This is a genomic window from Ruegeria sp. BHSA163, from assembly GCF_059613365.1.
The window spans coordinates 1-26,451 of sequence record NZ_JBXWSJ010000059.1 but is presented as its reverse complement, the minus strand read 5'-3'; the positions used below and the strand labels follow the sequence as shown (position 1 = coordinate 26,451).

Genomic DNA, 26,451 nt, shown 5'->3' with positions numbered 1-26,451 from the left:
TCGTGACAACACCGAATATCCCGACCAAGTCAACGCGCACAACAGAGCCAACGCATAACCAGGCAGGTATTGCGCTTGAAAACCTGTGCCGCCTCCACCCCCAATAATTACTGCCGCCCCCGCAAACCCAAGGCATGCGCCAAACAAATGGCCCAACCGCAGGTTTTCACCCGGGAGCAAGCCAGAGAACAAAACGATAAGCAGCGGCCAGAGATATGCGATCAGTCCAGCCTCGGCCGCAGGCGCCATGCGAAGCGCGGAAAAATACAGCGCGTGATATCCGAACAATCCAACAGCGCCAAAAAGATAAGTCTTCCAGGGGATCTGAAGTAATTGCGTCAGAGCACCCGTCGCGAAAACCCAGATCAAACCCAAGCTGCCGCCAATCGAAAAACAGATCGCGTTTAGCAACAATGGGGGCGTGGGTGCCGAACCGACTGTAAACAAGGCCAACAGTGACCACAGCAGAACGGCCACAAAACCAACCGCCGTCGCGCCCATTCTTGTCATTTGATTGCAACCTTTTCCACCGGAATGATTTCGAAGTCATCTGAGATATGAGCGGTCTTTTCAATCTCCGATAAAAACCAATCCCGAAAGGCGGAAATTTGTGGCCGCGTTTCCGCACCTGGCAAACACAAGAAGCGAAACCGAGCCTGCGTTTCAATCGCCGTTTTAAACGGAGCAACTAGGCGACCTTCGGAAAGGTCTTTTATGATCATTGCACGTCGACCCAGTGCAATTCCAACGCCGGCAACTGCCGCATCAATGGCATGGTCCGCATTTGAAAAATGCGCCCCGTGCCTTGGTGTGAAATCAATACCAACCGCACGAAACCATGCAGGCCAATCACACGGTGGGTCGAGAAACCCAATAGAATCATCGTGGATGAGCGGAGCGTCCCTTAGGGATTGCGCTGTCGCAAACTTCTCAGCCAGTTCGGGCGTCATAACAGGTGTCAGCCACTCTTGCCGAACCGGAACAGAATATAGGTCTTCGTCGTCCCCGTACCCAAACCGGATCGCGATATCCACGTCGTCCCTGTGCAAGTCCATGTTGCGCAAAGTGGCGGAAAACTTCAGGTCGATTTCCGGGTAGGCGCGGGCAAAGTCATAGAGACGGGGTGCGAGCCACTTTGCGGTCAAAGCCGGACCAGCAGTGACTGTCAGGCTGGTAGTGTCTTGCAGACGCCGTGTCGCCTGCCAAGCAGTTTGCAAGGTGACAAAGCCTTCGGCTGCCCCCGGCGCCAAAGTTTTACCTGCTTCAGTCAATTCAACAGCACGGTTCATGCGTCGAAACAAAGGGTGGCCCAGATGCTCTTCCAGTGACTTAATTTGAAAGGACAACGCTGCAGGGGTTACGTGCAGCTCCTCTGCTGCTTTGGCAAAAGACATATGCCTCGCGGCTGCATCAAAGGCACGCAACGCAGTTAAAGGGGGCAGGCGGTCACTCATTCAATTTAGTTTTCCTTATCTGAACTATTCAAATTCCTCGTTTGTAATGCTTAGAAATAACGGCCATCATCTGGGTAAGTCAAATGAAACTAATCTGATAAAGAGGCTACCATGATTGAGATTGCAACCGATCTTTCAGTTCAACGCGCCTTTCAGCGCGCCCATTCCGAGCGCGGAAAATTTGTCAGGAATGTTGTTAAATGGATTCTCGGTTCCCGCTGAACGCAGCGCGCGCGTTCTTACGGGATACATTTCGGGCCGACCCAAATAGGTCGGCCCGTTTTAGTCCCAGCGCTCTGCATCAGACGAAGAACTGTGCACCGTTGGCCGAAATAGTCGATCCATTTATGAACTGTGAATCTTCCGAAGCCAGGAACGTAACGCAACGCGCGATTTCCTCCGGCTCACCCAGACGACCAGCAGGGATTTGGCCGATAATGGCCTCGCGCACCTTCTCTGGAACGGCCATCACCATCTCAGTGGCGATGTAACCGGGACAGATTGCATTGGCTGTGATGCCTGCACGCGCGCCCTCTTGTGCCAGTGATTTGACAATACCCAGATCGCCTGCCTTGGTAGCGGCATAGTTTACTTGGGCAAACTGGCCTTTTTGACCGTTGATCGAGCTAATGACAATTACGCGGCCGAATTTGCGTTCACGCATTCCCGGCCACACAGGGTGTACAGTATTGAATACACCGGTCAGATTGGTGTCGATTACCTGATGCCACTGCTCTGGCGTCATTTTGTGGAACGGCGCATCGCGCGTTATACCAGCGTTGGCGACAACGATGTCGATCGGTCCCACTTCAGCTTCGACCTTTTCGATGCCCGCTTTGGAGTCATCATAATCGGCAACGTTCCATTTGTAGGTCTTAATTCCAGTTTCTTCGGTAAATTTCGCGGCCGCTTCGTCATTGCCTGCATAGGTGGCTGCAACATTGTATCCTTCGGCTTTTAGCGCTTTGGAAATTGCTGCGCCAATACCGCGGGAACCGCCGGTTACGAGTGCTGTACGTGCCATTCAGGATTCCTCCAAATTTAGTCATCTTGGTAATTCTGTTACTCTGAGTGAGATTATCGCGCAATATCGTTTCGTGTCTGTTTCAGTGTTTCCGCTCGGCGATTTTGTCGCATCTTCGGGGTAAGCCCCAGTTGTAACAAAAAAGGGCGCCCAACGGACGCCCTTTTTGTTCGCTTGTCAAAGCACTTAGTCGCGCTCCACGCACAGGGCAACGCCCATGCCACCGCCGATGCACAGTGTTGCAAGACCCTTCTTGGCGTCACGGCGTTTCATTTCGAACAGAAGCGTGTTCAGAACGCGGCAGCCCGAGGCCCCGATCGGGTGACCGATGGCAATCGCGCCGCCGTTCACATTCACGATCGACGGATCCCAGCCCATGTCCTTGTTCACGGCGCAGGCCTGTGCGGCAAAGGCTTCATTGGCCTCGACCAGATCCAGATCGTCAACCGACCAGCCCGCCTTTTCAAGCGCCTTGCGCGAGGCGTAGATCGGGCCGACGCCCATGATCGACGGATCCAAGCCAGCGGTCGCGTAGGACGCAATACGGGCCAGAGGCTCGATGCCGCGTTTTTCGGCATTTTCCGACGACATCAGCAGGGTTGCCGCTGCACCGTCATTTAGGCCCGAAGCGTTTGCCGCAGTGACCGATCCGTCTTTGGTGAAGGCCGGACGCAGTTTGGCCATCGCCTCCATGGTCGCGCCATGGCGGATGTATTCGTCCTTGTCCATCACGATGTCGCCCTTGCGGGTCTTGATGGTGAAGGGCACGATTTCATCGGCGAACTTGCCAGCGTTCTGGGCCGCTTCGGCTTTGTTCTGCGATGCGACGGCGAATTCATCCTGCATGTCGCGGCTGATCTGCCACTTTTCGGCAACGTTTTCAGCCGTTTGGCCCATGTGATAACCGTTGAAGGCATCCCACAAGCCGTCGCGTATCATCGTGTCGATGTATTTCATGTCACCCATCTTGTGGCCGGCGCGAAGGGCTGCGGCATGAGGCGACAAGGTCATGTTTTCCTGTCCTCCGGCGCAGACAATATCGGCATCGCCCAGTTGGATGTGCTGGGCACCCAAAGCCACGGCTCGCAATCCCGAACCGCAAACCTGATTGATGCCCCACGCAGCGCTTTCCTGTGGCAGTCCGGCATTGATGTGCGCCTGTCGTGCGGGGTTTTGACCTTGGGCGGCTGTAAGGACCTGGCCCATGATGGTTTCGCTTACCTCGCCTTTTTCGACCCCTGCGCGGTCGACTACCGCTTCAAGGACGGCAGCGCCCAGATCGTGTGCAGGGGTGTTCGCAAATGAACCACCGAAACTGCCGACACCTGTGCGTGCTGCGGATGCGATTACTACGTTCGTCATATAGTCAATCCTTTACCGTCATGGTCCAGCAGGAGATCTGAATGTTCGGATGACAGGCCTCTCTTTAAAAAACAAAAGCGCCTTGTGATCCCCCGCCCTAGTGGGCTCTGGCATACCTCAATGCTGCATATGCAGCAATGGACACCTTGTCTCAGCGTCAAGTTCGGCGCAATACCGCACCTAAGGTTTCAGTCTAAACAGCCGTTTTGACCGTATTTTCTGGTGCCCACGGTGGTGTGACAGACGGCGCGCCGAACAAAAAACCCTGTAGGCAATCCACACCGTTTGCAACCAGAAATTCGGCGTCTGCTTTGCTTTCAACCGATTCGGCAGTCACAAGGATTTCGAACTCCCGTGCGACTGCAATTAATGCTCTCACCAGCGCCTGATTGTCTGGATTTTCATTTATGCCACGAATGAACTGTCCGTCGATCTTAGCCGCGTCAAACAGAAACTCACGAAAGTGTCGAAAGCTGAAATTGCTGGCGCCAAAGTCGTCCAACGCAAATGCAATCCCTCGTTCTTGCTGGCGATCCATGAAGTCCATAACCAATTCGGGTACCAGCATCGCAGAGCTTTCAGAGATTTCCAGAATAAGCCTTTCGCCTAGACTGCGGTCCTTTTTGAGGGAACGGTCCAAAATGCGAGACCAGCGCGTATACCCTATCGAACGCGCGGACATGTTTATGGACAAGCGAATTCAAGGGTTTTGCCGTAGGGTTCTAAGGCCCATTTCCAGCGCAATACAATCTATGTCACGGCCAATAGGGGTGTTTTCGATTTGCGGCATGAATTCTCTGGCCGGAATGACGCGTCCGGTTTCGTCCAAAACCCGTATAAACGCTTCGTAGAAGGCTACATTGTGTGGAACCCTCGCTTGCATTACGGGCTGAAACGCAAGTTTACATTGCTTGTGTTTGACCGCATCGGTCGCCATGTTCAGCACCGATTGGTCTCGTGAAGTGACGGCAGCATTCAAAGGGCTGTCCAAACCTTCCGGCAAATCAGAGAGTTTTTTGTCCCGCATGCGTGCACCATATTTCTGTGCATATCTGGAATGGCATCCAGCACAATGTCGGGGCAAACTTATGAATTTGAAGTTAATGAAACTTACAAACTTCCTTTGTCAGGAAAAGTTTCTCTAGCGCGAAGATTGCCAAGCACGACCCATGGCGATAATCGCCCCGATCACCGAACCAAGAAAGCCCACCAGCGCCAATCCGAACCCCAAGCTCAGGATCGCTGCTGGTATTTCCGGGCTGAGTGCAGCGAGCATAGCTGTTACCAAGCCTAAAAGGCCTATCGCGGTTGCGGTTATTGTCAGGCGCATCATGAGTTCTGGTCGCTCGATATTGAAACACTTGTGCGATGTGGCGGCAATCCAGCGGTTTTCAAGGTTTAATTTTTTAAATCGGCGACTTATGACCTGTCCGCAAGACCATTTTGTCGGCTTGCGCTGAACCCTTCGAATCCTGGGGTACCATGATCTTCGGGGTGCCGGGCCAGATGCTTGGCCTTGATCTGATTGGAATTATTTCGGCTTCCGTCATGACTGTATCCGGGTGGCGCAAAGCAATAAGCCAGACGCTGACGCAAGCTCAATCCAGATTGAGTCGCGTCGCGCCAGATACTCACCCATTCGTGAAAGGCCACGCGTAGCGGGTTAAAGGTGCCGATGTTGTGTACCAACCCATAATCCACCTTGTCGCTTTCTTGTTCGGGCACAAAAGTGCCAAACAACTTATCCCAGATAATGAAAACCCCAGCATAATTGCAGTCCAGATAACGCGCGTTGCGCCCGTGATGCACACGGTGGTGACTGGGTGTGTTCATTACTGCTTCGAACCAGCGAGGCATTTTCCTGATTGCTTCTGTGTGGATCCAAAATTGATAAATCAGATTCAGACCGCCAACAAAGAGAACCATAGCTGGATGAAAACCCAGTAAAATCAATGGCGCACGCACGACCATCATGAAGGTGAACGTATAGGTCCATGTCTGCCGCAGCGCTGTCGTCAGGTTGTAATGCTGCGAACTGTGGTGGTTCACGTGACTAGCCCAGACCCAGCGGATGCGATGCCCAAATCGATGCACCCAATAGTAACGCAAGTCATCCAGCACAAAGCATATGAAAATTACGGGGACGGAAGTTCCTAGATCCAGAGGAGTAATCTGCCATAGCCACATGAAAAACGCGTAAGCGATAAAGCCCAACAGAAACCCCGATGCAATATTGCCTGCGCCCATAATCAGCGATGTCAGTGCATCTCGTGTCTCGTAACGGCCGCCTCGACCCTTGATTGCGATCCAAACAAACTCAGCCAGAATGGCGGCAATAAAAAACGGGACAGCCCATTGTACTGCATCTGGGAAACTCACCTGCTCTGTCATACGGGGTCCAATAAGTGTCGCCAGTGGCGGCGCTCGGTTTCGTCAAGACGGACAATTACGCGGGGGATGCTGAAATCATGAAACAGAATCTCGAAACCTTCCGGATGTTCGAGCCAATCAAAATCAAGCAAGTGCCTGGCTGCGGTGTCAGCGCCGAACGACCATAATAGCCCGGCAACTTCTGTTGTTCGGATCAAAGCAAAATGGCCATCATGTGAAACGGTAACATCAACTACATCATCGTCGGGAAAATGGCGAAGCCAGTCCTGCCAAGCTAAGTCATGTGTAAGAACGCGCATCCGCGAACGCCCGGTCAGGTGCAACATCAGTCCTATTCCGGAAATGCCGACAACCACCAAAACCAACAATATTTCAAGTGGCATGCTGCCCTCCCGGCGACAGAGTGCAGATGGGACGGGTTTGTGTCAAAGGTAGCGTGGCGTCAGGCTTGTTGCCGTTGGCTGGCCACTATCGTTGACCATGCCTGCCCAGAATTTTTCGAGCTATGGCGCATTGCCGTGTCCCGCGCATTCATGCCGACGCGGAATCGAGGCTTATTCTCACGCACAAACAAATTATGAAATCTTTGTTCAAGTCAGCTTGCGCCATTGACCAAGGCAGAGATTATCGCTTTGGCGCTTTCTGAATTCCACTCGGCGTCGCCTATCATACGGGCTATTTCCTGACCTTCCGGATTCAATATAACCGTTATTGGTAAGGCGACGATGCCGAACTCGCGTGCGGCCGCCTGGCGTGGATCTTGATGACGTGGCAGATTGTCTATTCCGTTTTCTGCAAAGAATTTCTTGATGCCCGCTGGGTTATTGCGGCCGGTCGCCAATGTCAGAACCTGAAATTTTTCGCCCCCAAACTCTTCTTGAAGTTCGGCGATCTGTGGCATCTCCACACGGCAAGGCGCGCACCAAGTGGCCCAAAAGTTCACCAGTAAGTATTTGCCACGAAAGTCTTCCAGAGTACCTACGCCCCCGTCATCTTCGAGCTGAAACTCGATTGTTTTTGCTTCCTTGGGCTCCTTATGCACGATCAGCCGTTTCATGCTGTCCTCGCGCAAAGCCTCGATCGTTGCCGGATCAGCAGCCAAAGCCGTGTTTGCACCCAGCGCGAGGGCCATATAAAGGGGGATCAGACTAACAAGGCGCATATTAACTCCGGGTTTTCCAACATGACCGACCAAACCTCGAACCAGATGTGGGGCGGCCGCTTTGCCGCTGGTCCAGACGCGATAATGGAGGCGATCAATGCCTCGATCGGGTTCGATCAGCGGATGGCGGCCCAAGACATCGCAGGCTCGCGCGCCCACGCCGCCATGCTTGCGGCTACAGGCGTGATAACTGATAGTGATGCTCAGGCCATTCGGGAAGGGCTGCTCACCGTATTGTCAGAAATTGAACGCGGAGAATTCAAATTTTCAACCGCGCTTGAAGACATACATATGAATGTCGAAGCGCGCCTGAAAGAGATCATTGGCGACCCAGCCGGTCGATTGCACACCGGTCGGTCCAGAAACGATCAGGTGGCAACCGACTTCAAACTCTGGGTGCGCGATCAGCTAGACGCGGCAGAAAGTGGTTTGCTTGCTTTGATCCGGGCACTTTTGGCGCAAGCTGAGGCCGGCGCAGATTGGGTTATGCCCGGCTTTACCCACCTGCAAACCGCGCAACCGGTCACATGGGGCCACCACATGATGGCCTATGTCGAGATGTTTGGCCGCGACCTGTCTCGCGTTCGCGACGCGCGTTCCCGTATGAATGAATCGCCTTTGGGCGCGGCCGCATTGGCGGGAACTTCCTTCCCGATTGATCGCCAAATGACCGCCGAAGCGCTGAGTTTTGATCGCCCTGCGGCGAACTCTCTGGACGCCGTCAGCGATAGGGATTTTGCGTTGGAATTTCTATCTACCGCCTCAATTTGTGCCGTTCATTTGTCCCGGTTTGCCGAAGAGCTGGTGATCTGGTCGTCAGCCCAGGTCCGCTTTGTCACCTTGTCCGACAGGTTTTCCACAGGCTCATCTATCATGCCACAAAAGAAAAATCCTGACGCGGCCGAGCTGATCCGCGCCAAAGTTGGTCGGATATTTGGTGCCAATACCGCGTTGATGATGGTGATGAAGGGCCTGCCGCTCGCCTATTCCAAGGACATGCAGGAAGACAAGGAACAGGTGTTTGACGCGGCGGACAACTGGATGCTGGCTTTGGCGGCTATGGAAGGAATGGTCAAAGACATGACCGCCAACCGTGAAAGCCTCGCCTCAGCTGCAGGTTCGGGTTTTTCAACCGCCACCGATCTCGCAGATTGGTTGGTACGTGTTTTGGGGCTGCCGTTCCGCGATGCCCATCATGTGACAGGCTCACTAGTGGCAATAGCCGAAAAAAAAGGCTGCGACCTGCCCGACCTGACGCTGGAAGACATGCAGTCTGTTAAGTCGGAAATTACAGATGATGTCTACTCTGTGCTTACAGTCGAGAATTCTGTACACTCGCGACAGTCCTACGGAGGTACGGCCCCTGATCAGGTGCGTGCCCAAATTAAACGATGGAAGGCGCAGGTGTGATGCGAATACTGAGTGTAATCCTTCTGATCGCGGCTGGTCTTGTCCTCAGCGGGTGTGGTGCGGATGGAGAGCCCACGCAGCCCACCATGAGCGCAAACGTTGGTGTTGGCACCAGCGGGGTGCATATCGGCGGTGGTATCGGCCTGCAGCGCGGCGGGTTAGGCGTATATCTGGGGCTTTGAACCAAATTTATTGAAATGGCTTGATCGCTGCTATTTTAGCGTAACTTAAAAATCCAGTGGGTTCCCGCATTGATGAGGATTTGATGAAGACCGTGTGCGTAATGCTTTGCTTTGTTGTCCTCGCTGCCTGTGATCCGACTCAATCTCCGCGGCAGGAAACGGCAGATGAACGCAGTGGGTCCGGGGTTTCGGTATCTGGCTACGCGCGGGCCGGCGCGTCGACAACGTTCTAGGCATGTGTGCAATTGCGCGGAATCATTTGATCCCTACGCAGTTTTTGGTCTAAGCGCGCAGGCATGGATCATTTTCTCTACCGCGACGGCGCGCTTTACGCCGAGGACGTCCCAATTTCCGAAATCGCTGCCGCGGTCGGAACGCCTTTCTATGTGTATTCGACGGCCACGCTGTTGCGCCATTTCAAACTGTTTGATGATGCGCTTGAGGGAACCGATCACCTTGTTTGCTATGCCATGAAGGCTGCCAGCAATCAGGCGATACTGAAAACACTGGCGCAGGCAGGCGCGGGTATGGATGTTGTATCGGGCGGGGAATATTTGCGCGCCAAGGCTGCCGGTGTACCGGGCGAAAGGATTGTGTTTTCCGGCGTCGGAAAAACTGCGGACGAGATCCGCACGGCGCTGACCGGAGGTATCCGGCAGTTCAACGTCGAGTCCGAGCCTGAGATGGAAGTCATCAATTCGGTTGCTCTGGCGTTAGGTGTCGTCGCGCCGATCACTGTGCGTGTAAACCCCGACGTCGACGCCAAAACGCACGCTAAAATCGCGACCGGAAAATCCGAGAATAAGTTTGGAATTCCCATATCTCGTGCATCAGACGTCTATGCTCATGCCGCAAGCCTTTCGGGTCTGGAAGTTATTGGGATTGATGTCCATATCGGCTCGCAATTGACAGAGTTAGAGCCATTCGAAATGGCCTATGCCAAGGTGGCCGAGCTGACCGAGCGGCTGCGTAGCGAGGGGCACACCATCCGGCGCCTCGATCTTGGGGGTGGTTTGGGAATACCCTATACCCGGTCCAATGAAGCACCGCCGCTTCCCATTGAGTACGGTGCATTGATCAAAAGAACCGTGGGCCATCTGGGTTGTGAGATCGAGATTGAACCGGGCCGTTTGATCGCGGGCAACGCCGGTTTAATGGTCAGCAAGGTCATTTATGTCAAATCTGGTGAGGGACGAGACTTCCTTATTTTGGACGGTGCTATGAATGATCTGATTCGACCGGCCATGTACGAGGCTCACCATGATATTGTCGCTGTAAAGGAACCCGATCCGGGTGTTGAGCAGCAACCTTATGATATAGTTGGCCCCGTTTGCGAAACTGGCGACACATTTGCCAAAGAACGCAACATGCCTCCTTTGGTCGCTGGTGATCTGATCGCATTCCGTAGCGCGGGCGCATATGGTGCAGTAATGTCAAGCGAATACAATACCCGCCCTCTGATACCCGAGGTTCTGGTTAACGGGGATCAATTTGCAGTTATTCGTGAACGGCCAAGCTTTGACGAAATCATAAACCGCGATACCATACCCTCGTGGCTTTGACGCAGTGATCGCGTCGGGCCGATCAGGAGGCCCGTTTTGAGCAATAGACCAAACCTGCCTATTCCACGATTGTCGCTTTGGCTGACACATGCCGGGATGTTGGCCGAAAGAGCGTGGCGCGCCTTCTGGCCCTTCTTGTCTGTTCTAATGGTGATTCTTGCGGCTCTAATGCTGGGGCTTCAGGACATGGTGGGCGTCGAAACCGTATGGATAATTGGTGCGGTGGTGCTGATTGTTCTAGCTGGCACAACGGTATTTGGCTTGCGGCGATTCCGCATACCTAATCGCGCCGAAGCTTTGATAAGACTTGATGAAACCCTTCCGGGGCGCCCGATCCAAGCCTTGATGGATGACCAGGCAATCGGAGCGATGGATGCAGACTCGGTTGCCTTGTGGCGTGCACATCAGGTTCGGATGGGGGAAAGAGCCGCTTTGGCCGAGCCGGTTAAACCTGACCTAAGGATTGCATCGCGTGACCCCTACGCTCTGCGATATGCGGCTTTGCTTGCGCTTGTGATAGCGACACTGTTTGGATCCTTTTGGCGAATTGGTTCAGTTGCAGACATGACCCCCGGCACTGCGTCGGCAGGCCAGGGACCGACGTGGGAGGGGTGGGTTGAACCGCCACGATACACCGGGTTGCCGACGCTTTATCTGGCGGATCAGAAGGACCCGACACTGTCAGTGCCTCAGGGCAGCCGGATCACACTACGGTTCTACGGTGAGGTCGGCGCACATAGCCTGACAGAGACCACCTCGACCGCTGGCGCCGAGCTTGCAACCGATCCCGAGCAGGACTTTGTCGCGGAGTGGTCTGGTCAAATGACCATCGAAGGCCCCGCTGGGCGTGACTGGGTGTTGGATGTCATTTCGGACGAGGCCCCTATTATTTCGGTATCTGGCGCGGCCGAAGCTGAAGCTGGAGGTCAGATGAAACTGCCCTTTTCGGCCAGCGATGACTATGGCGTGGTGTCCGGGGCGGCCGTAATCGAGTTGGACCTAGCGTCGGTTGACAGACGTTTCGGTTTGTCAACAGAGCCCGAGCCGCGAGAAATAATCGAGGTGGAATTGCCTATGCCCATCACGGGTGACCGCGCTGATTTCACTGAAGATCTGATCGAAGACTTTTCGGAACACCCTTGGGCGCATTTACCGGTCACAATTTCACTGATGGCTCAAGACGCAGCCGATCAACGTTCTTATTCCGAGCCGTTTCAGACGGCTTTGCCTGCCCGCCGTTTTTTCGATCCGCTGGCAGCCGCAGTGATCGAGCAACGTCGTGACCTGCTGTGGACCCGGTCGAATGCGACCCGTGTAGCGCAGGTTTTGCGGGCGGTGTCGCACAAGCCCGAAAACTTGTTTCGGTCTGACACTGCGTATCTTCGTCTTCGCGTCACGCTTAGACGGCTTGAGACTTTCAACGCCTACGGCCTGAAACCCAAACAACAAGAGGAAATTGCACAAGCTTTGTGGGATCTTGCCGTTCTCATAGAAGATGGCACTCTGGCGGACGCTTTGGAACGTATGCGGCGAGCACAGGAACGTCTGACCGAGGCTATGCAAAACGGTGCCAGCGATGAAGAGATCGCTGAACTGATGCAGGAGTTGCGTGAGGCGACTCAGGATTATTTGCAGCAACTGCAACGTCTTGCACAGGAAAACGGTGAAGGTGGCGAGCGGCAGCAGGGTCAAAACGGCGAAACGATGCAGATGACCCAGAATGATCTGCAGGAGATGATGGACCGCATCCAAGAGCTGATGGAGCAGGGCCGTATGGCTGAGGCGCAGCAAGCGCTGGAAGAGTTCCAACAGATGATGGAAAACATGCGGGTAACGCAGGGTCAGGGGCAGGGTGGTCAGCCTGAAGGCCAGCAGGCAATGGAAGGACTTGCCGAAACCTTGCGCGAACAACAGGGTCTTAGTGATCAAGCATTCCGGGATCTGCAAGAACAGTTTAATCCGGGCGCGCAAGCTGGCGAAAGCCAAGGCAACGAAGGCAGATCTGGCGGTCAGGGCCGTGGCCAGAGCCACGAAGGGCAGGGCGGACAGGGTCAGGGAACTGATCAAGCCGGCGAAGGCCAGCAGGGTCAGGGAACGCTGGCTGATCGTCAGCAGGCCCTTCGAGACGAATTGAGCCGACAGCAACAGGGTTTGCCCGGATCTGGAACGCCCGAGGGCGACGCCGCGCGAGAAGCGCTGGATCGGGCAGGCCGGGCCATGGATGAGGCCGAAGACGCCCTTCGCGGCGACGATTTAGCCGAAGCCATCGACAGGCAATCCGAAGCGATGGAGGCTTTGCGCGAAGGAATGCGGTCATTGGGCGAAGCATTGGCGCAAAACCAGCAAAACCAGCCTGGTCAAGGTACCCAAGACGGAGACATGCAGGCCAACAACCGTGATCCCCTTGGCCGAAATCAAGGAACCGGCGGATCGATTTCAACCGAAGAAAACCTGTTGCAGGGCGAAGACGTATACCGCCGCGCTCGTGAGCTGTTAGATGAAATCCGGCGCCGTACCGGTGAAACGGACCGACCACAGATCGAACTTGAATACCTTAAGCGCCTGTTAGAGCGGTTTTGATCTGCGCAAGCGGCACAGGTTAATTCTGTACCGCTCCGCCAGCTTGCGTTTCAAGCCATAGCCGGGCTTGATCAACCAATGACACATAAGATTTCAAGACGGGATAAGCCTGAGGCACGGCCGCGCCGATCTGGTTGGCGTTGCTGTATACCAAGTACAGGATCACGCCTATAATCAGAATCAACGCAAAACCTCTCAGGAACCCCCCCGATTTGCGTTGTGCTGTTGGCACGTCTTCAGACTTTTTGCTGACGTCATCGCTTTGCAATCCTGTATTGATCGCCTGGACATCGGGCAGCGCATCTTTCTGACCTGCATCTTCAGAGGTCGCTGTAGCGGCCGGTCTTGCAGGTTTGACTTTGGGTTCATCAGGTTGGTCTAACGCCAGGTCTGGTTGGCTTTCAAGACTGGTGCCTTCCTGGGCGCGCAACTTGGATTCTCGAGCCGCTTCTTCCTTTAGGATGCCAGCGATTGCGGGATCCACGTTCCCCGAGCTGGCAACGGTTGTTTCCGGCTCTATCGCATCATCTTCGGTATCTGCTTCCGTCTGCGCAGTGGGACTTACCTGTTCAGGTTCCGGTTCCGGCTTCGCGGGGGGCGGCTGTACCGGCTCTGGTGTGTCGGTAGTTTCCTGATTCTTGGCCTGAAACCAAGTATGCTCGCAATTCGAACATTGCACGTCACGCCCATTTTCGGGGATGACGTCGTCCGGCACTTCGTATTGAGCGCTACAATTCGGACATGTGAGTCTCATTCTGCCTCCTGGCCTGACTGCCGGCCTGTTCAAAATTTTTGTTGCAATGATATTCCGTTAAGGCTCAACAGCAAAGCGTGTTTTCGGTTTAGCGGGCTAAGTGTCGCCAATTGGACTGTCTGAGGCATTGAAAGTGCTGCCTCTCTGGGGCAAGAGAGGCTGAATAATAAAGGGGACAGGCGTGATCGAGCTGGAAGATGTCAGCTACAGTTATGGCGGCGGCGAGCTGCTGAGCGATGTTTCGTTACAGCTGCAGCCCGGTTCGTTTCATTTTCTAACGGGACCATCCGGAGCGGGTAAAACCACTTTGCTCAAGCTGTGTTATGGCGCATTGCTGCCAAACTCGGGTCGTCTCAGCGCATTTGGGGAAGACATTTCCAGTTTGGATCGTGATCAGATGGCATTGCTTCGACGCCGGATAGGCATTGTGCATCAAGATTGCCGCTTTCTGGATCATATGACCGTGGCAGAAAATGTCGCGTTACCTTTGACGGTATCAGGGAGCACCGCAGAGACGGAACAGGAAAACCTTACCGAGCTTTTGAACTGGGTCGGGCTTGGCTCCCGCCTTCAAGCGCTTCCACCCGAGTTGTCTGGAGGCGAAAGGCAGCGCGCGGCACTTGCGCGTGCGGTAATTTTATCACCTGATCTGGTGCTGGCGGACGAACCCACTGGGAATGTCGACTGGGAAATGTCTCAACGTCTTCTTCACTTGCTGATTGAACTGAACCGAATGGGAAAAACAATCCTGATTGCTACCCACGACCTGGGTCTGATTCGCGCTGCCAAAAGCCAGGTACAGGCCCGCGTTCTTAGGATTTCCCACCGGCAGCTACAGCTCGCGGGGGCAGACCTATGATCGGTGAAGGTGTTCGAGACCTGCTGCGGCGCGACGGACGTGCCGATCGTGTTGTTCCACCCACGGGATTTACCGCGCAACTGACCCTTTTTGTTTCGGGTGCAATGGCGTTTTTGGCCGTTTTTGCCTTGGCTTTGTCGTTGGCCGCCGGACGATTGGCAGAGCGCTGGGCGTCGGAGCTGGCTGGTGCGGCAACACTTCGTATCAACGCGCCAGTCGAACAACTTGCGGCCCAGACCGAGACTGCACTTGTTGTTCTGCGACAAACACCTGGCGTGGCTTCAGCACGTGTACTGACCGCAGAAGAGCAAGTGGCTTTGCTGTCGCCGTGGTTTGGACCGGATCTGCCGTTGGACACATTGCCTGTGCCACAGCTAATTGAGATAACGGAAGGTGATCCCGGGCTGGACGCAGTGGGCCTGCGATTGCGTCTTGGGGCCGAAGTTCCCGGCGCTGTTTTAGACGACCATTCGCGGTGGCGCGAGCCGCTTGTGACCGCGGCAAATTCGCTTCGGCGGTTGGGCTGGGTTTCGATCTTGCTGATCGGAGGAGCTACCGCCGCGATGATCACACTGGCGGCCAACGCGTCGCTGGCGGCCAATGCCCAGATTGTCGAAGTTCTGCGCCAGGTTGGTGCAAAAGACCGGTTCATCGTAGGTGCGTTCGTCAGACGCTTCACTTTTCGTGCGTTTTTTGGTGCTGTGGTAGGTACTCTGCTGGGCATGAGCGGAGTTCTGTTATTACCTGAGGCTTCGGAGGAGGGCGGTTTTTTGACGGGTCTCGGGTTTCAGGGAATTGGGTGGCTGTCGCCGGCGTTGATCCCGTTATTGGGCGCCTGTGTTGCCTTTGTCGCAACATGGTCTGCCGCTCGCCGAAAGTTGAAGGAGCTGTCGTAATGACAATGGTCGTTCAATGGGTGCGATCGCTGATCTTTATGATCACTATTTATGCTTGGATGCTGATCCTTGGCCTTTTCTTTGCGCCTTATGCACTGTTCGCCAAGCGTGGCGCTCTTATGGCCTGCAAGACGTATGCACGAACGACTTTGTGGCTGGCACGTTGGATGGTTGGCATCCGGTCGGAAGTGCGCGGAGTTGTGCCTACAGGCGAGGTTGTTGTTGGGGCAAAGCACCAGTCCTTTCTTGATATTATCGTAATTTTTGACGCCGTTCCGCACGGCAAGTTCATTATGAAACGAGAATTATTGTGGACGCCGATAATCGGCTTATATGCGCGGCGTTTAGGATGTATTCCAGTGAATCGCGGTAAGAAAGGCGCCGCGGTGGCGAAGATGGTCAAAGACGTTGCAAAAGAGTTCAATGAACCTGGACAGCTGGTCATCTACCCTCAAGGCACTCGGGTCGCGCCGGGCGTCCACAAACCTTACAAAGTTGGAACAGCAATATTGTACGAAGGGCTTGGTTTTACTTGTATTCCGGTTGCCACAAACGCAGGCGTCTTTTGGCCCCGAACAGGTATCTTGCGCAAACCGGGACTTGCGATTGTCGATTTTTTGGACCCAATCGAACCCGGCGTAGCCCGCAACGAATTTCTTGGACGGCTGGAAGAGGTCATCGAAATGCGCTCGGATGCTTTGATGCGAGAAGTTGGATTTGACCCTGATGGAATTCATTGAAAATATTACGCAACTTGAAGCGCTTTACGGTGAACCGGGCTCTGCATCCTTGCGCAAAGTGACCCGTCGGCTGACTCCGCTCTATCGTGATTGGATAAGCGCGTCGCGCCTTTGCGTTCTGAGCACCGTTGGACCTGAAGGCGTCGACGGTAGTCCGCGTGGCGACGATGGTCCAGTTGTGTTGGAACTGGACCCAGGAACTCTGGCTTTGCCTGACTGGCGCGGCAACAATCGGTTGGACAGTCTGCGGAATATCGTTCGCGAAGGGCGCGTATCTCTAATGTTTTTTGTGCCCGGTTCGAACAACGTTGTTAGGGTGAACGGCACAGCTCAGCTGACGGCAGATGAGATATTAAGAGAGCGATTTGAGAAACGCGGGAGACGCCCTTCCACCGTGATCGTAGTAAAAATCGCCGAGGTCTATTCGCAATGCGCGCGTGCATTGATACGAGCCGGAATCTGGACAAGAGGTGATGAAAGCTCGTCTTTGCCGACAGTAGGTGAAATTTTGGCGGAAATTACAGAGGGTGAAGAAGGCGGCGCGCAATACGATCAGGAATGGGGTGAACGCGCCGCCAAAACGATGTGGTAACATAAGTCGACAACTACTGCCATTAAACGGCGGCCGCGCCAATCTTGGCTACTTTTTCCACCCAACGGTCGACATTCCCGGGTTTTGGATAGCTGGCTCCTGCGAAATAAGTAAAACGGGTTGGTTTGAAGCCAACGAAACCAAGAATCTGATCTCGAACCTGGCGGATCAAGGCTTGGCGATAGATCAGGCGCATGAACCACCCCGGCGTGTCCGAGGTCAAAATGACCCGAGCGGTTCTGCCTGTTAACATTGGGGCGGGAAACCCGATTTTCGTTGTGTTGCGGGTATCAAATGTGCGTCCAGGAATGAACATGCGATCGATCAGTCCTTTAAGCTTTGCTGGCAGGCCGCCCCACCACATTGGCGTCGTTAGCACAAGATGTTCACTCCACTCAAAGTCTTGCAAAACCTGTTCTAGAACGGGTTCCAGTGGTTTGAATTCATGGTAATTGCCCTGACCGAAGTCGTGGTCGAACTGCAGATCATTAAGATGAATCAAACGGATTTCATGCCCCTTTTTACGCGCTGCATCAGCGTAGGTTTGTGCAAAAGTTCTGGACAGGCTGGTTTCGCCGGGATGTCCATCGAGTATCAGGATCTTCTTGGGTTGCATCGGGTTCTCCTAAATTTGACCACGGTCAATTTATAGAATCAAAAAATGACCACGGTCAATAAAAAATTTGACCACGGTCAAAAAACGTGCAATCAAACCAAATGCAAAAGACAATTCAAAAGAGAACTCTAAAGACACGAGCCCGCTTATTTGCGGCTGCAGAAGCAGTTATTGAAAAGAATGGATACGAGGCTTTGCGTGTCGATGAAGTAGTTCAGGCGGCTGGTGTCGCCAAAGGTACGTTTTTTGCACATTTTCGCGACAAAGACGAATTGATGGAAATTCTAATAGGGCAAAAGCTCGTGGCTTGCTTCGATCAGGTTGAAAAGGGCTTAGTGCCCAAAACCGCGCTGGAAATTATCGATGCACTTGAACCTATTCATTCATTTATGACTTCTGAACGATACGTGTTTGATCTGATTATCCGGTATTCTGGTGCCACGGCAATTGCCGAGATCGGACCTATCGCGATGTGCTTTGAACGCTATGTCAGGATGACTGCTGTTTGGCTGGAATCTGCGGAAGTGCGTGGAGATGTGTCCGCTGATTTACTTGCGGAGGGCGTCCAAGCCTTTGCGCTTCAGTCGATGTCGCTAAAATATTGTGCCTTGCATGAGTCGCAAAGTTTTAGGGACAGGTTGGAGGTTTATCTGAACGCCTGGTTGAACCCGATCGTCCAGAAAACCTAGTAACTGACCGTGCGCAAACCGAGCCAGCCTTAAGCTTTGTAAGTATCGGGTACCAGCAGAATTTAAGGCACGGCGCGTTAAGTCTGAATTCGACAATTTGACAGCTAAAAGCAGCTTATCCGTCGGCGACGAAAGGCGGGTTAATCGCCCACCTGTGTCTCGTCCGGCCCTTCCAATCTTAGCTGTGAATTGGTCCGTCACCGCAGGCAAGCGCTGCCTCTCGGACTGCTTCGGAATAGGTCGGGTGAGCATGGCAGGTAAGAGCCAGATCTTCGGCGGAAGCGCCAAATTCCATCGCTACGCAAACCTCATGAATAAGATCCCCTGCCGCCGGGCCGATAATATGAGCGCCCAGTATCCGATCCGTTTCTTTATCCGCCAGGATTTTGACAAATCCATCCGCCGCAAAATTCGCTTTTGCGCGGCCGTTGCCCATGAACATGAATTTGCCGACCTTGTAAGCGCGGCCCTGTTCCTTGAGTGTGTCTTCGGTTTCGCCGACGTTAGCGACCTCTGGCCAAGTGTAAATTACGCCCGGAATGACTCCATAGTTCACATGCCCATGCTTGCCCGCGACTTGTTCGGCAGCGGCCATTCCTTCGTCTTCAGCCTTATGCGCCAGCATGGGACCTTCAATTACGTCGCCGATCGCAAAAATACCGGACACATTAGTTTGCCAATCGGCGCCGACCTTGATTTGCCCACGCGGGGTCATCTCGACACCCAATGCCTCTAGGCCCAGCCCATCGGCGAACGGTTTACGCCCGGTGGCAACCAGTACGGTGTCAGCCTCAATCACGTGCTCGCTATCGTCTTTGCGCAATTTATAGGTGACTTTCGCTTTGGTCTTGGTTGCTTCGGTTTTTTGAACGGCCGCACCCATGACGAATTTAAGGCCCTGTTTTTTGAGAATGCGTTGGAAGGTTTTTTGTACTTCGGGGTCCATGCCCGGGGTAATGACATCGAGGAATTCGATAACCGTCACCTCGGCACCCAACCGCTGGTACACTGATCCCAGTTCCAACCCGATGACACCGGCACCGATGACAATCATCTTTTTCGGTATTTTGTTCAGCGAAAGAGCCCCGGTAGAAGTCACGACCACTTTTTCGTCAACCTCGACCCCCGGCAGAGAAGACGGCTCGGACCCAGTCGCTATGATGATGTTCTTGGCCGTATGCACCTCGTCACCCACCTTTACCTGCCCTGGCGCCGGGATCGAGCCCCACCCCTTCAGCCAGTCGATCTTGTTCTTTTTGAAAAGGAATTCGATGCCCTTGGTGTTGCCCTCGATTACTTCGTCTTTATAGGCCTGCATTTGTTTCCAATCGACCGAGGGGCTTTTACCCTTAAGACCCATCTTGGCAAAGTTATGCTCGGCCTCGTGCAAACTATGGCTAGCGTGCAGCAAAGCTTTGGACGGGATGCAACCTACGTTCAGGCAGGTGCCGCCCAAAGTCTCACGCCCTTCGACACAGGCGGTTTTCAGACCCAGTTGAGCGCATCGGATAGCGCATACATAGCCGCCAGGCCCCGAGCCGATTACGATGACGTCATAGTTTGCCATTTTTGTTTCTCCTAAGTCGCGCGGGGCGTGTTGTTAGAAAGGTGACCCAAATTTGGGAACTTGTTTGGCTTTACACAGGCGTGAGCACTTTGATCTTGATATGCGCGACCCCGCCGCGTTCAAGGTGCATAGCGAGTTCTTCGGATTCAAAGAAATCCCGGGCCTTTTCCAGATCGGTTATTTCGAACAATGCTATCGCGTGGTCGTGCTGGTCAGGGTCGCGCCATATTTTAAGATCACGAATACCGGCTGCTTCGCGCATCGGTTTGTCATCACGAAAAACACTCAACCAGACATCAAAGTCCGCCACGTCCGCCTGCCATAAAACATGCGTGGTCATGGCTAGAGGTCCATCAGCAGGCGACGTGGGTCTTCTAACGCCTCTTTAACTCGGACCAGAAAGGTCACGGCGCCTTTGCCGTCTACGATCCGGTGATCATAAGACAAGGCCAGATACATCATCGGGCGAATCTTGATTTCTCCGTTGATGACCATTGGGCGCTCCTGAATTTTGTGCATGCCAAGAATACCTGACTGCGGCGGGTTGAGGATTGGCGAAGACATTAACGAGCCATAAACCCCGCCGTTCGAGATGGTAAAGGTCCCACCCTGCATCTCTGCCATGCTCAGTTTTCCGTCGCGCGCGCGCTTGCCTTTTTCAGCAATTGCTTTTTCGATTTCAGCAAACGAAAGGCTATCGGCGTCCCTTATCACGGGCACAACCAAACCCTGCGGTGTACCAGCGGCGACGCCCATGTGCACGAAGTTCTTGTAGACAATGTCGGTTCCGTCGATCTCGGCATTCACCTCGGGCACTTCTTTCAGTGCGTGACAGCAGGCCTTGGTGAAAAACGACATAAAGCCCAGGCGCACACCGTGCTTCTTTTCGAACTGGTCTTTGTACTGGCTTCGAAGGGCCATTACTTCGGTCATGTCGACTTCGTTGTAGGTGGTCAGGATGGCAGCGGTGTTTTGAGCGTCCTTCAGGCGTTTTGCGATTGTTTGGCGCAGTCGGGTCATGCGCACGCGCTCTTCACGTGATGCATCTTCGGCGGCGACAGGGGCCCGCGGCGCTTGAGCGGCGGGGGCGGGAGCCTCCGCAGCGGGGGCTGGTGCTGATGCGGTCGCAACCGCGCGTGCCACATCTTCTTTCATGATGCGCCCATCGCGCCCAGTGCCGCTTACTTGATCCGGAGAAAGTCCCGCTTCTGCCATTGCTTTTTCAGCCGATGGCGCATTCGCAATGTCTTTACCAGAACTCTCGGTCGCAGCGGGTGTCGTCGGTGCAGCTTTTGATGCCGGAGCCGCTCCTGCAGCCGCGCCCGAAATCACTGCAAGCCTTGCCGCAGCGTCTACCGTTGCACCTTCAGGTGCAACAATCTCGGCCAGAACACCCGATGTCGGAGCGGGCACCTCAACCGAAACTTTGTCAGTTTCCAACTCACAAAGCATTTCATCTTGTGCGACGCTGTCACCGACTTGCTTGAACCATGTCGACACGGTTGCCTCGGTCACCGATTCACCCAGAGTAGGTACCATCACGTCAATACTGCCACCCGAAGCGGCGTGCGTAGTGGCCGGAGCAGGCGCAGCGGCGGTAGGCTCAGGGGCCGCGCCTTCACCAGCGACAATGGTTGCCAGAAGGGCGTCGACACCAACAGTTTCACCTTCTGCCGCGACGATCTCGCCCATCACTCCGGCTGCAGGCGAAGGTACTTCGACCGTCACCTTGTCTGTTTCCAGCTCGCATAGCATCTCATCCACAGCGACTGCATCGCCAGGTTTCTTGAACCATGTCGCAACCGTGGCTTCGGTTACCGACTCGCCAAGCGTGGGAACACGAACTTCAATCGACATCGTTTACTTTCCTTCAATGCTTAGCGCTTCGTTCACCAGCGCTTCTTGTTGGGCTTTGTGTTGGCTAGCCAGACCCGTCGCGGGCGAGGCCGATGTTGCGCGGCCGACGTAGCGCGGCCGTTTGTGATCAGCGCCGATGCGCGTCAAGACCCACTCGATATTGGGTTCAATAAACGACCATGCGCCTTGGTTCTTTGGCTCTTCCTGACACCAGACCATTTCCGCCCCTTTGAAGCGGTTCAACTCGTTGATCAGAGAATGCGCCGGGAAGGGATAATACTGCTCGATCCGAAGCAAATAGACATCATCAATGCCGCGCGCATCCCGCTCTTCCAGAAGGTCGTAATAAACCTTTCCAGAACACATCACGACGCGTTTGATCTTTTCATCGGCCACCAGCTTGGTATCCGAATTTCCATGTTGGGCGTCATCCCAAAGTACCCGGTGGAAACTGGAACCAGTAGTGAATTCCTGGGCCGTGCTGACGGCCAGTTTGTGACGCAGCAGCGACTTTGGCGTAACCAGTATCAAAGGTTTGCGGAAAGTGCGGTGCAACTGCCTGCGTAAGATATGGAAATAGTTCGCTGGCGTGGTGCAATTCGCCACAATCCAATTGTCCTGTCCGCACATCTGCAGGAACCGTTCAAGTCGAGCTGACGAGTGTTCAGGCCCTTGGCCTTCGAATCCGTGCGGCAGCAAGCAGACCAAACCGGACATACGAAGCCACTTTGATTCACCCGAGCTGATGAACTGGTCAAACATGATTTGGGCACCGTTGGCGAAATCGCCGAATTGCGCTTCCCACAAGGTCAGCGCGTTGGGTTCCGCCAGAGAGTAGCCATACTCAAACCCCAAGACCGCATATTCGCTGAGCATCGAGTCTATTACTTCGTAATGAGACTGCCCCTCGCGAATGTTATTTAGAGGATAATACCGCTCTTCGGTTTCCTGGTGCACAAAGCCCGAGTGTCGCTGGCTAAACGTACCACGCGTTGCGTCCTGGCCAGACAGTCTTACCGGATAACCTTCGGTTAGCAATGAACCAAACGCCAGCGCTTCCCCAGTTGCCCAATCGAAGCCTTTGCCAGAATCGAACATTTGTTTTTTGTGATCAAGCAGCCTTGCAACTGTCTTGTGAACAGCAATGTCGTCCGGAGCATGGGTTAAGGCTGCGCCGACCTCGGCCAGAGTCTCGGGCGTAATCGCGGTTTCGCCGCGCACATACTCTTCCTTGTTTTTGTCCAGGTGCGACCACCGACCGTCAAGCCAGTCTGCCTTGTTGGGCTTGTAATCCTTGCCGGCGTCAAACTCATCGTTCAGATGCGCCTGAAAGGCGGCTTTCATGTCCTCAATTTCACCCTCTGGGATCAGTCCGTCCTTGACCAACCGTTCTGTGTACAGCGACAGCGTGGTTTTATGCGTCTTAATCTTTTTGTACATTATCGGATTGGTGAACATGGGTTCGTCGCCCTCGTTATGACCGAACCGTCGATAACAAAAGATGTCGATGACCACGTCTTTGTGAAATTTCTGACGGAATTCTGTTGCCACCTTCGCCGCGTGCACCACTGCTTCGGGGTCGTCCCCGTTAACGTGGAAGATCGGAGCTTCGACCATCAGTGCGATATCCGTTGGATACGGGCTGGAGCGCGAGAAATGCGGCGCTGTGGTAAATCCGATTTGGTTGTTCACCACGATATGCATTGTTCCGCCTGTCTTATGTCCGCGCAATCCTGACAGGCCAAATCCTTCGGCTACAACACCTTGACCGGCAAACGCTGCATCTCCATGCAAAAGTATGCCCATCACTCTTGTGCGTTCAGTATCGTTCAGCTGATCCTGCTTGGCGCGGACTTTGCCCAATACCACGGGGTTGACAGCTTCAAGGTGGCTGGGGTTGGCTGTCAGCGAAAGATGAACGCTGTTGCCGTCGAACTCGCGGTCACTTGACGCACCGAGGTGGTATTTTACATCGCCAGATCCATCCACGTCTTCGGGTTTAAAGCTGCCGCCCTGAAATTCGTTAAAGATCGCCCGGTAGGGCTTGCGCATAACGTTAGCGAGGATGTTTAAACGGCCTCGGTGCGGCATACCAATGACGATGTCGCTGACGCCGAGTGCACCACCCCGCTTGATAATCTGTTCCATAGCTGGGATCAGGGCCTCACCCCCGTCCAGGCCGAAACGCTTGGTGCCCATATACTTCACATGCAGGAACTTTTCGAAGCCTTCGGCTTCGACCATCTTGTTCAGAATTGCCTTGCGCCCTTCGCGAGTGAACGAGATTTCTTTGCCGTAACCCTCAATCCGCTCTTTGAGCCATGCGGCCTCTTCCGGGTTTGAAATATGCATGTATTGCAGTGCAAATGTGCCGCAATAGGTGCGCTTTACAATCTCGACAATCTGCCGCATCGAGGCCATTTGAAGGCCCAGCACATTATCGATGAAAATTGGCCGGTCCATATCGGCTTCTGTGAAGCCATAGGTTTTGGGATCAAGTTCGGGGTGCGTGCTGGCTGCGCGCATTCCAAGCGGGTCCAAATCAGCGGCCAGATGGCCGCGAATGCGATAGGCCCGGATCAGCATCAGCGCCCGCAGGCTGTCCAGCACCGCGCGTTTAACTTGGTCTTCACTAACTTCGACGCCTTTGGCGTCAGCCTTTTCTTTGATCTTCTTGCCAGCAGCTTTGGCATCGATCTCAGCCCATTCGCCAGTAAGCGCTCCGGTCAGGTCGTCTGAGGGCATCGGGGGCCAATCGTTGCGCGCCCACGACGGGCCTTCGGCCTCTTTCTGTACGTCCGGTGAGGCATCGCCCATAGCCTTGAAAAACTCGGCCCAGGCAGCGTCCACCGCTCCAGGGTTTTTGGTGTACTGGGCATAAAGCTGTTCCAGATACTCAGCATTGTGTCCCTGCATGAAGCTTGAAGCATGAAAGGCAGAGTTGGGCGAATGTTCGGTCATTGGGCTACCTCATGTGGGTTGGGACCGTATTGATTTGCGCCTGGCTGACTGGGTCGGGTCAGCCACCAAAGCACCAAAAGGGGTGACACAAATAAAACTAGCAATGTCGGAATAACAATCAGCAGAGTGGCGCGCGTGAAAAGAATGTCCATGGTTCCACCATGTTGGAAGCTGGATGCGATACCAATACCAAAGATTAAGACTGAAAATGCACCAATTATCAGTAGGATCGGCAGCAAGGCGTAAAGACCGCTGCGCCCAGTGTCATGCATGCGCCGCCAAGCGACTGCCAGATGCGGGAAGAAGACGATTAGGCCTGCGATGGATTGGACCGGTTGAGAGGAAGTAGCCGAAACTGACTTAACTCCATCGGCTTCGGCCGTTGTAACCTGAGTAAAAAACTGCCAGTCAATGATCCCTGCGATTACGTTCCAGATCACGATAAATAGAAAAAAGAACCAGTACTCGGGCCGCGACGCACGGCCCGAGAACGTAAGGAATTTCGAGAAACACGTTTTAACGGCGTCGCTAAAAGTCATGTGTTTCTTCCTCCCGATTTAACCAATCATAACGACGCTGTCAGCCGATTGCTTCAAGTACAGCCTCACCCAGCTGTGCAGGGCTTTCAGCTACGACAATGCCGGCCGACCGCATTGCTTCGATCTTGTCCTCGGCACCACCTTTACCGCCGGCGACAATTGCACCCGCGTGACCCATTCTGCGGCCCGGAGGTGCGGTGCGACCTGCAATGAAGCCAGCGGTTGGTTTCTTGCGGCCCTTCTTGGCCTCATCCGCCAGAAACTGCGCGGCTTCTTCTTCGGCCGAACCGCCAATCTCGCCGATCATGATTATTGACTCAGTCTCATCATCCGCCAGAAACCATTCCAGCACGTCGATATGTTCCGTACCTTTGATCGGATCGCCTCCGATACCGACACAAGTGGACTGACCCAAACCGACATCAGTGGTTTGCTTGACTGCCTCATAAGTCAACGTGCCCGAACGCGAGACAACGCCAACCGAGCCGCGTTTGTGGATGTGACCGGGCATAATGCCGATCTTGCATGCGTCGGGTGTGATGACACCAGGACAGTTCGGGCCAACAAGTCGCGATTTCGAACCCTCAAGCGCCCGCTTCACCGTCATCATGTCCAGAACCGGGATACCTTCGGTGATGCAGACGATGACTTCCATCTCGGCGTCGATCGCCTCAAGGATCGAATCCGCGGCAAACGGCGGCGGAACATAGATCACGCTGGCGTTTGCTTGGGTCACGGCTTTGGCTTCGTGGACCGAGTTGAAGACAGGCAGATCAAGATGGGTCATTCCACCCTTACCGGGGGTCACGCCGCCGACCATCTTGGTGCCATAAGCGATGGCCTGTTCGCTGTGGAATGTGCCCTGCGAGCCGGTAAAGCCCTGACAGATCACTTTGGTATTTTCGTCGATGAGGACTGCCATTTGGCGTTCTCCTGTTTTAGGCTGGCATTGGCCAGCCAGAATTCTTCGAAAAAGGTGGGCCGAGGCCTACCTCATGGAATTAGCCTTTGACCGCCTTAACTATCTTCTCGGCGCCGTCTTTCAGGTTGTCCGCTGCGATCACGTCCAGGCCAGAGGTGTTGATGATCTCTTTGCCTTTCTCGACATTCGTGCCTTCCAGACGCACGACCAGCGGAACCTTCAGGCCGACTTCCTTCACCGCAGCCACTACGCCCTCGGCGATGACGTCACAGCGCATGATGCCGCCAAATATGTTGACCAGAATTCCTTTGACGTTCGGGTCCGAGGTAATG

At 54.3% G+C, this 26,451-nt stretch carries 25 protein-coding genes and 2 pseudogenes; 9 read left to right on the top strand and 18 right to left on the bottom strand.

The window, feature by feature from the left end; translation table 11 throughout:
- The 9 genes and pseudogenes from AC2FNV_RS20020 to AC2FNV_RS19980 form a co-directional block, all read right to left on the bottom strand.
- Positions 1 to 510, bottom strand: a 510-nt coding sequence (locus tag AC2FNV_RS20020) for an EamA family transporter (protein WP_496774223.1), incomplete at its 3' end; no start/stop codon positions are given.
- The gene (locus tag AC2FNV_RS20015) at positions 507 to 1,454 is read right to left on the bottom strand and encodes a transcriptional regulator GcvA (RefSeq protein WP_170474891.1); all 948 of its coding nucleotides are present in this window, start codon (positions 1,452 to 1,454) and stop codon (positions 507 to 509) included. The genes AC2FNV_RS20015 and AC2FNV_RS20020, both read right to left, overlap by 4 nt.
- Before the next feature lie 301 nt (positions 1,455 to 1,755).
- Entirely contained in the window at positions 1,756 to 2,478 is a 723-nt protein-coding gene (gene phbB / locus AC2FNV_RS20010; RefSeq protein WP_170474893.1) for an acetoacetyl-CoA reductase, read from the bottom strand.
- Between the two features lie 186 nt (positions 2,479 to 2,664).
- Complete coding sequence (locus AC2FNV_RS20005; RefSeq protein WP_170605960.1) at positions 2,665 to 3,840, bottom strand: acetyl-CoA C-acetyltransferase; 1,176 nt, start codon at positions 3,838 to 3,840, stop codon at positions 2,665 to 2,667.
- 193 nt (positions 3,841 to 4,033) lie between these two features.
- Positions 4,034 to 4,867, bottom strand: a pseudogene (locus AC2FNV_RS20000) (EAL domain-containing protein).
- A gap of 114 nt (positions 4,868 to 4,981) precedes the next feature.
- Positions 4,982 to 5,173, bottom strand: a complete 192-nt coding sequence (locus AC2FNV_RS19995) for a hypothetical protein (RefSeq protein ID WP_170605962.1) — start codon at positions 5,171 to 5,173, stop codon at positions 4,982 to 4,984.
- Positions 5,174 to 5,259: 86 nt separating this feature from the next.
- The gene (locus AC2FNV_RS19990) at positions 5,260 to 6,231 is read right to left on the bottom strand and encodes a sterol desaturase family protein (protein WP_170605964.1); all 972 of its coding nucleotides are present in this window, start codon (positions 6,229 to 6,231) and stop codon (positions 5,260 to 5,262) included.
- Positions 6,228 to 6,614 carry a hypothetical protein gene (locus AC2FNV_RS19985; protein ID WP_170605967.1) on the bottom strand — a complete coding sequence of 129 codons (387 nt, stop codon included), beginning with the start codon at positions 6,612 to 6,614 and terminating at the stop codon, positions 6,228 to 6,230. The genes AC2FNV_RS19990 and AC2FNV_RS19985 overlap by 4 nt, the downstream gene beginning before the upstream one ends.
- A gap of 212 nt (positions 6,615 to 6,826) precedes the next feature.
- Complete coding sequence (locus tag AC2FNV_RS19980; RefSeq protein WP_170605969.1) at positions 6,827 to 7,393, bottom strand: TlpA disulfide reductase family protein; 567 nt, start codon at positions 7,391 to 7,393, stop codon at positions 6,827 to 6,829.
- A 21-nt stretch (positions 7,394 to 7,414) separates the two neighbouring features.
- Between AC2FNV_RS19980 and argH the strand changes: the two genes are divergently transcribed.
- The 4 genes from argH to AC2FNV_RS19960 all read left to right on the top strand — a co-directional run bounded on the left by argH (position 7,415) and on the right by AC2FNV_RS19960 (position 13,127).
- Complete coding sequence (gene argH, locus AC2FNV_RS19975; protein ID WP_170605971.1) at positions 7,415 to 8,803, top strand: argininosuccinate lyase; 1,389 nt, start codon at positions 7,415 to 7,417, stop codon at positions 8,801 to 8,803.
- Entirely contained in the window at positions 8,803 to 8,985 is a 183-nt protein-coding gene (locus AC2FNV_RS19970; RefSeq protein ID WP_170605973.1) for an argininosuccinate lyase, read from the top strand. Before argH ends, AC2FNV_RS19970 begins: the two co-directional genes overlap by 1 nt.
- Positions 8,986 to 9,281: 296 nt before the next feature.
- Entirely contained in the window at positions 9,282 to 10,547 is a 1,266-nt protein-coding gene (lysA, locus tag AC2FNV_RS19965; RefSeq protein ID WP_170605975.1) for a diaminopimelate decarboxylase, read from the top strand.
- A gap of 36 nt (positions 10,548 to 10,583) precedes the next feature.
- Positions 10,584 to 13,127 (top strand): TIGR02302 family protein, encoded by a 2,544-nt coding sequence (locus tag AC2FNV_RS19960; protein WP_496774218.1) that lies wholly within the window; start codon positions 10,584 to 10,586, stop codon positions 13,125 to 13,127.
- Between the two features lie 19 nt (positions 13,128 to 13,146).
- On the opposite strand, the gene AC2FNV_RS19955 is transcribed toward AC2FNV_RS19960, so the two are convergent.
- The gene (locus tag AC2FNV_RS19955; RefSeq protein ID WP_170605979.1) at positions 13,147 to 13,881 is read right to left on the bottom strand and encodes a zinc-ribbon domain-containing protein; all 735 of its coding nucleotides are present in this window, start codon (positions 13,879 to 13,881) and stop codon (positions 13,147 to 13,149) included.
- 181 nt (positions 13,882 to 14,062) lie between these two features.
- Here AC2FNV_RS19955 and AC2FNV_RS19950 point away from each other — a divergent pair, with 181 nt between their 5' ends.
- Genes AC2FNV_RS19950 through AC2FNV_RS19935 form a run of 4 tightly spaced genes read left to right on the top strand, consistent with a single transcriptional unit; the run spans position 14,063 to position 16,968 of the window.
- On the top strand, positions 14,063 to 14,740 hold the full coding sequence (locus AC2FNV_RS19950) for a cell division ATP-binding protein FtsE (RefSeq protein ID WP_170474922.1): 678 nt from the start codon (positions 14,063 to 14,065) through the stop codon (positions 14,738 to 14,740).
- Positions 14,737 to 15,636, top strand: a complete 900-nt coding sequence (locus AC2FNV_RS19945; protein ID WP_170605981.1) for a cell division protein FtsX — start codon at positions 14,737 to 14,739, stop codon at positions 15,634 to 15,636. The genes AC2FNV_RS19950 and AC2FNV_RS19945 overlap by 4 nt, the downstream gene beginning before the upstream one ends.
- Entirely contained in the window at positions 15,636 to 16,376 is a 741-nt protein-coding gene (locus AC2FNV_RS19940; protein WP_170605983.1) for a lysophospholipid acyltransferase family protein, read from the top strand. The genes AC2FNV_RS19945 and AC2FNV_RS19940 overlap by 1 nt, the downstream gene beginning before the upstream one ends.
- Positions 16,363 to 16,968, top strand: a complete 606-nt coding sequence (locus tag AC2FNV_RS19935; RefSeq protein WP_170605985.1) for a pyridoxamine 5'-phosphate oxidase family protein — start codon at positions 16,363 to 16,365, stop codon at positions 16,966 to 16,968. Before AC2FNV_RS19940 ends, AC2FNV_RS19935 begins: the two co-directional genes overlap by 14 nt.
- A gap of 22 nt (positions 16,969 to 16,990) precedes the next feature.
- Here AC2FNV_RS19935 and AC2FNV_RS19930 read toward each other — a convergent pair whose 3' ends face one another.
- The gene (locus AC2FNV_RS19930) at positions 16,991 to 17,584 is read right to left on the bottom strand and encodes an NAD(P)H-dependent oxidoreductase (RefSeq protein WP_170605987.1); all 594 of its coding nucleotides are present in this window, start codon (positions 17,582 to 17,584) and stop codon (positions 16,991 to 16,993) included.
- A gap of 101 nt (positions 17,585 to 17,685) precedes the next feature.
- Between AC2FNV_RS19930 and AC2FNV_RS19925 the strand changes: the two genes are divergently transcribed.
- The gene (locus tag AC2FNV_RS19925) at positions 17,686 to 18,273 is read left to right on the top strand and encodes a TetR/AcrR family transcriptional regulator (protein ID WP_170605989.1); all 588 of its coding nucleotides are present in this window, start codon (positions 17,686 to 17,688) and stop codon (positions 18,271 to 18,273) included.
- A gap of 178 nt (positions 18,274 to 18,451) precedes the next feature.
- Here the strand turns inward: AC2FNV_RS19925 and lpdA are convergent, their stop codons facing one another.
- From lpdA to sucC, 7 genes and pseudogenes are all read right to left on the bottom strand, one after another.
- Positions 18,452 to 19,840, bottom strand: a complete 1,389-nt coding sequence (gene lpdA / locus AC2FNV_RS19920) for a dihydrolipoyl dehydrogenase (protein ID WP_170605992.1) — start codon at positions 19,838 to 19,840, stop codon at positions 18,452 to 18,454.
- A gap of 70 nt (positions 19,841 to 19,910) precedes the next feature.
- Positions 19,911 to 20,180 carry a hypothetical protein gene (locus tag AC2FNV_RS19915; protein ID WP_170474940.1) on the bottom strand — a complete coding sequence of 90 codons (270 nt, stop codon included), beginning with the start codon at positions 20,178 to 20,180 and terminating at the stop codon, positions 19,911 to 19,913.
- A gap of 2 nt (positions 20,181 to 20,182) precedes the next feature.
- Positions 20,183 to 21,697: a 2-oxoglutarate dehydrogenase complex dihydrolipoyllysine-residue succinyltransferase gene (gene odhB, locus AC2FNV_RS19910; protein ID WP_170610878.1), complete on the bottom strand. Its 1,515-nt coding sequence runs from the start codon at positions 21,695 to 21,697 to the stop codon at positions 20,183 to 20,185.
- Positions 21,698 to 21,700: 3 nt separating this feature from the next.
- Positions 21,701 to 24,658: a 2-oxoglutarate dehydrogenase E1 component gene (locus AC2FNV_RS19905; RefSeq protein WP_170605996.1), complete on the bottom strand. Its 2,958-nt coding sequence runs from the start codon at positions 24,656 to 24,658 to the stop codon at positions 21,701 to 21,703.
- Complete coding sequence (locus AC2FNV_RS19900; protein ID WP_170605998.1) at positions 24,655 to 25,197, bottom strand: DUF805 domain-containing protein; 543 nt, start codon at positions 25,195 to 25,197, stop codon at positions 24,655 to 24,657. Before AC2FNV_RS19900 ends, AC2FNV_RS19905 begins: the two co-directional genes overlap by 4 nt.
- 40 nt (positions 25,198 to 25,237) lie before the next feature.
- Positions 25,238 to 26,119 (bottom strand): succinate--CoA ligase subunit alpha, encoded by an 882-nt coding sequence (gene sucD, locus AC2FNV_RS19895; protein WP_170606000.1) that lies wholly within the window; start codon positions 26,117 to 26,119, stop codon positions 25,238 to 25,240.
- A gap of 79 nt (positions 26,120 to 26,198) precedes the next feature.
- Positions 26,199 to 26,451 (bottom strand): annotated as a pseudogene (gene sucC / locus AC2FNV_RS19890) (succinate--CoA ligase subunit beta); the annotation flags it as partial.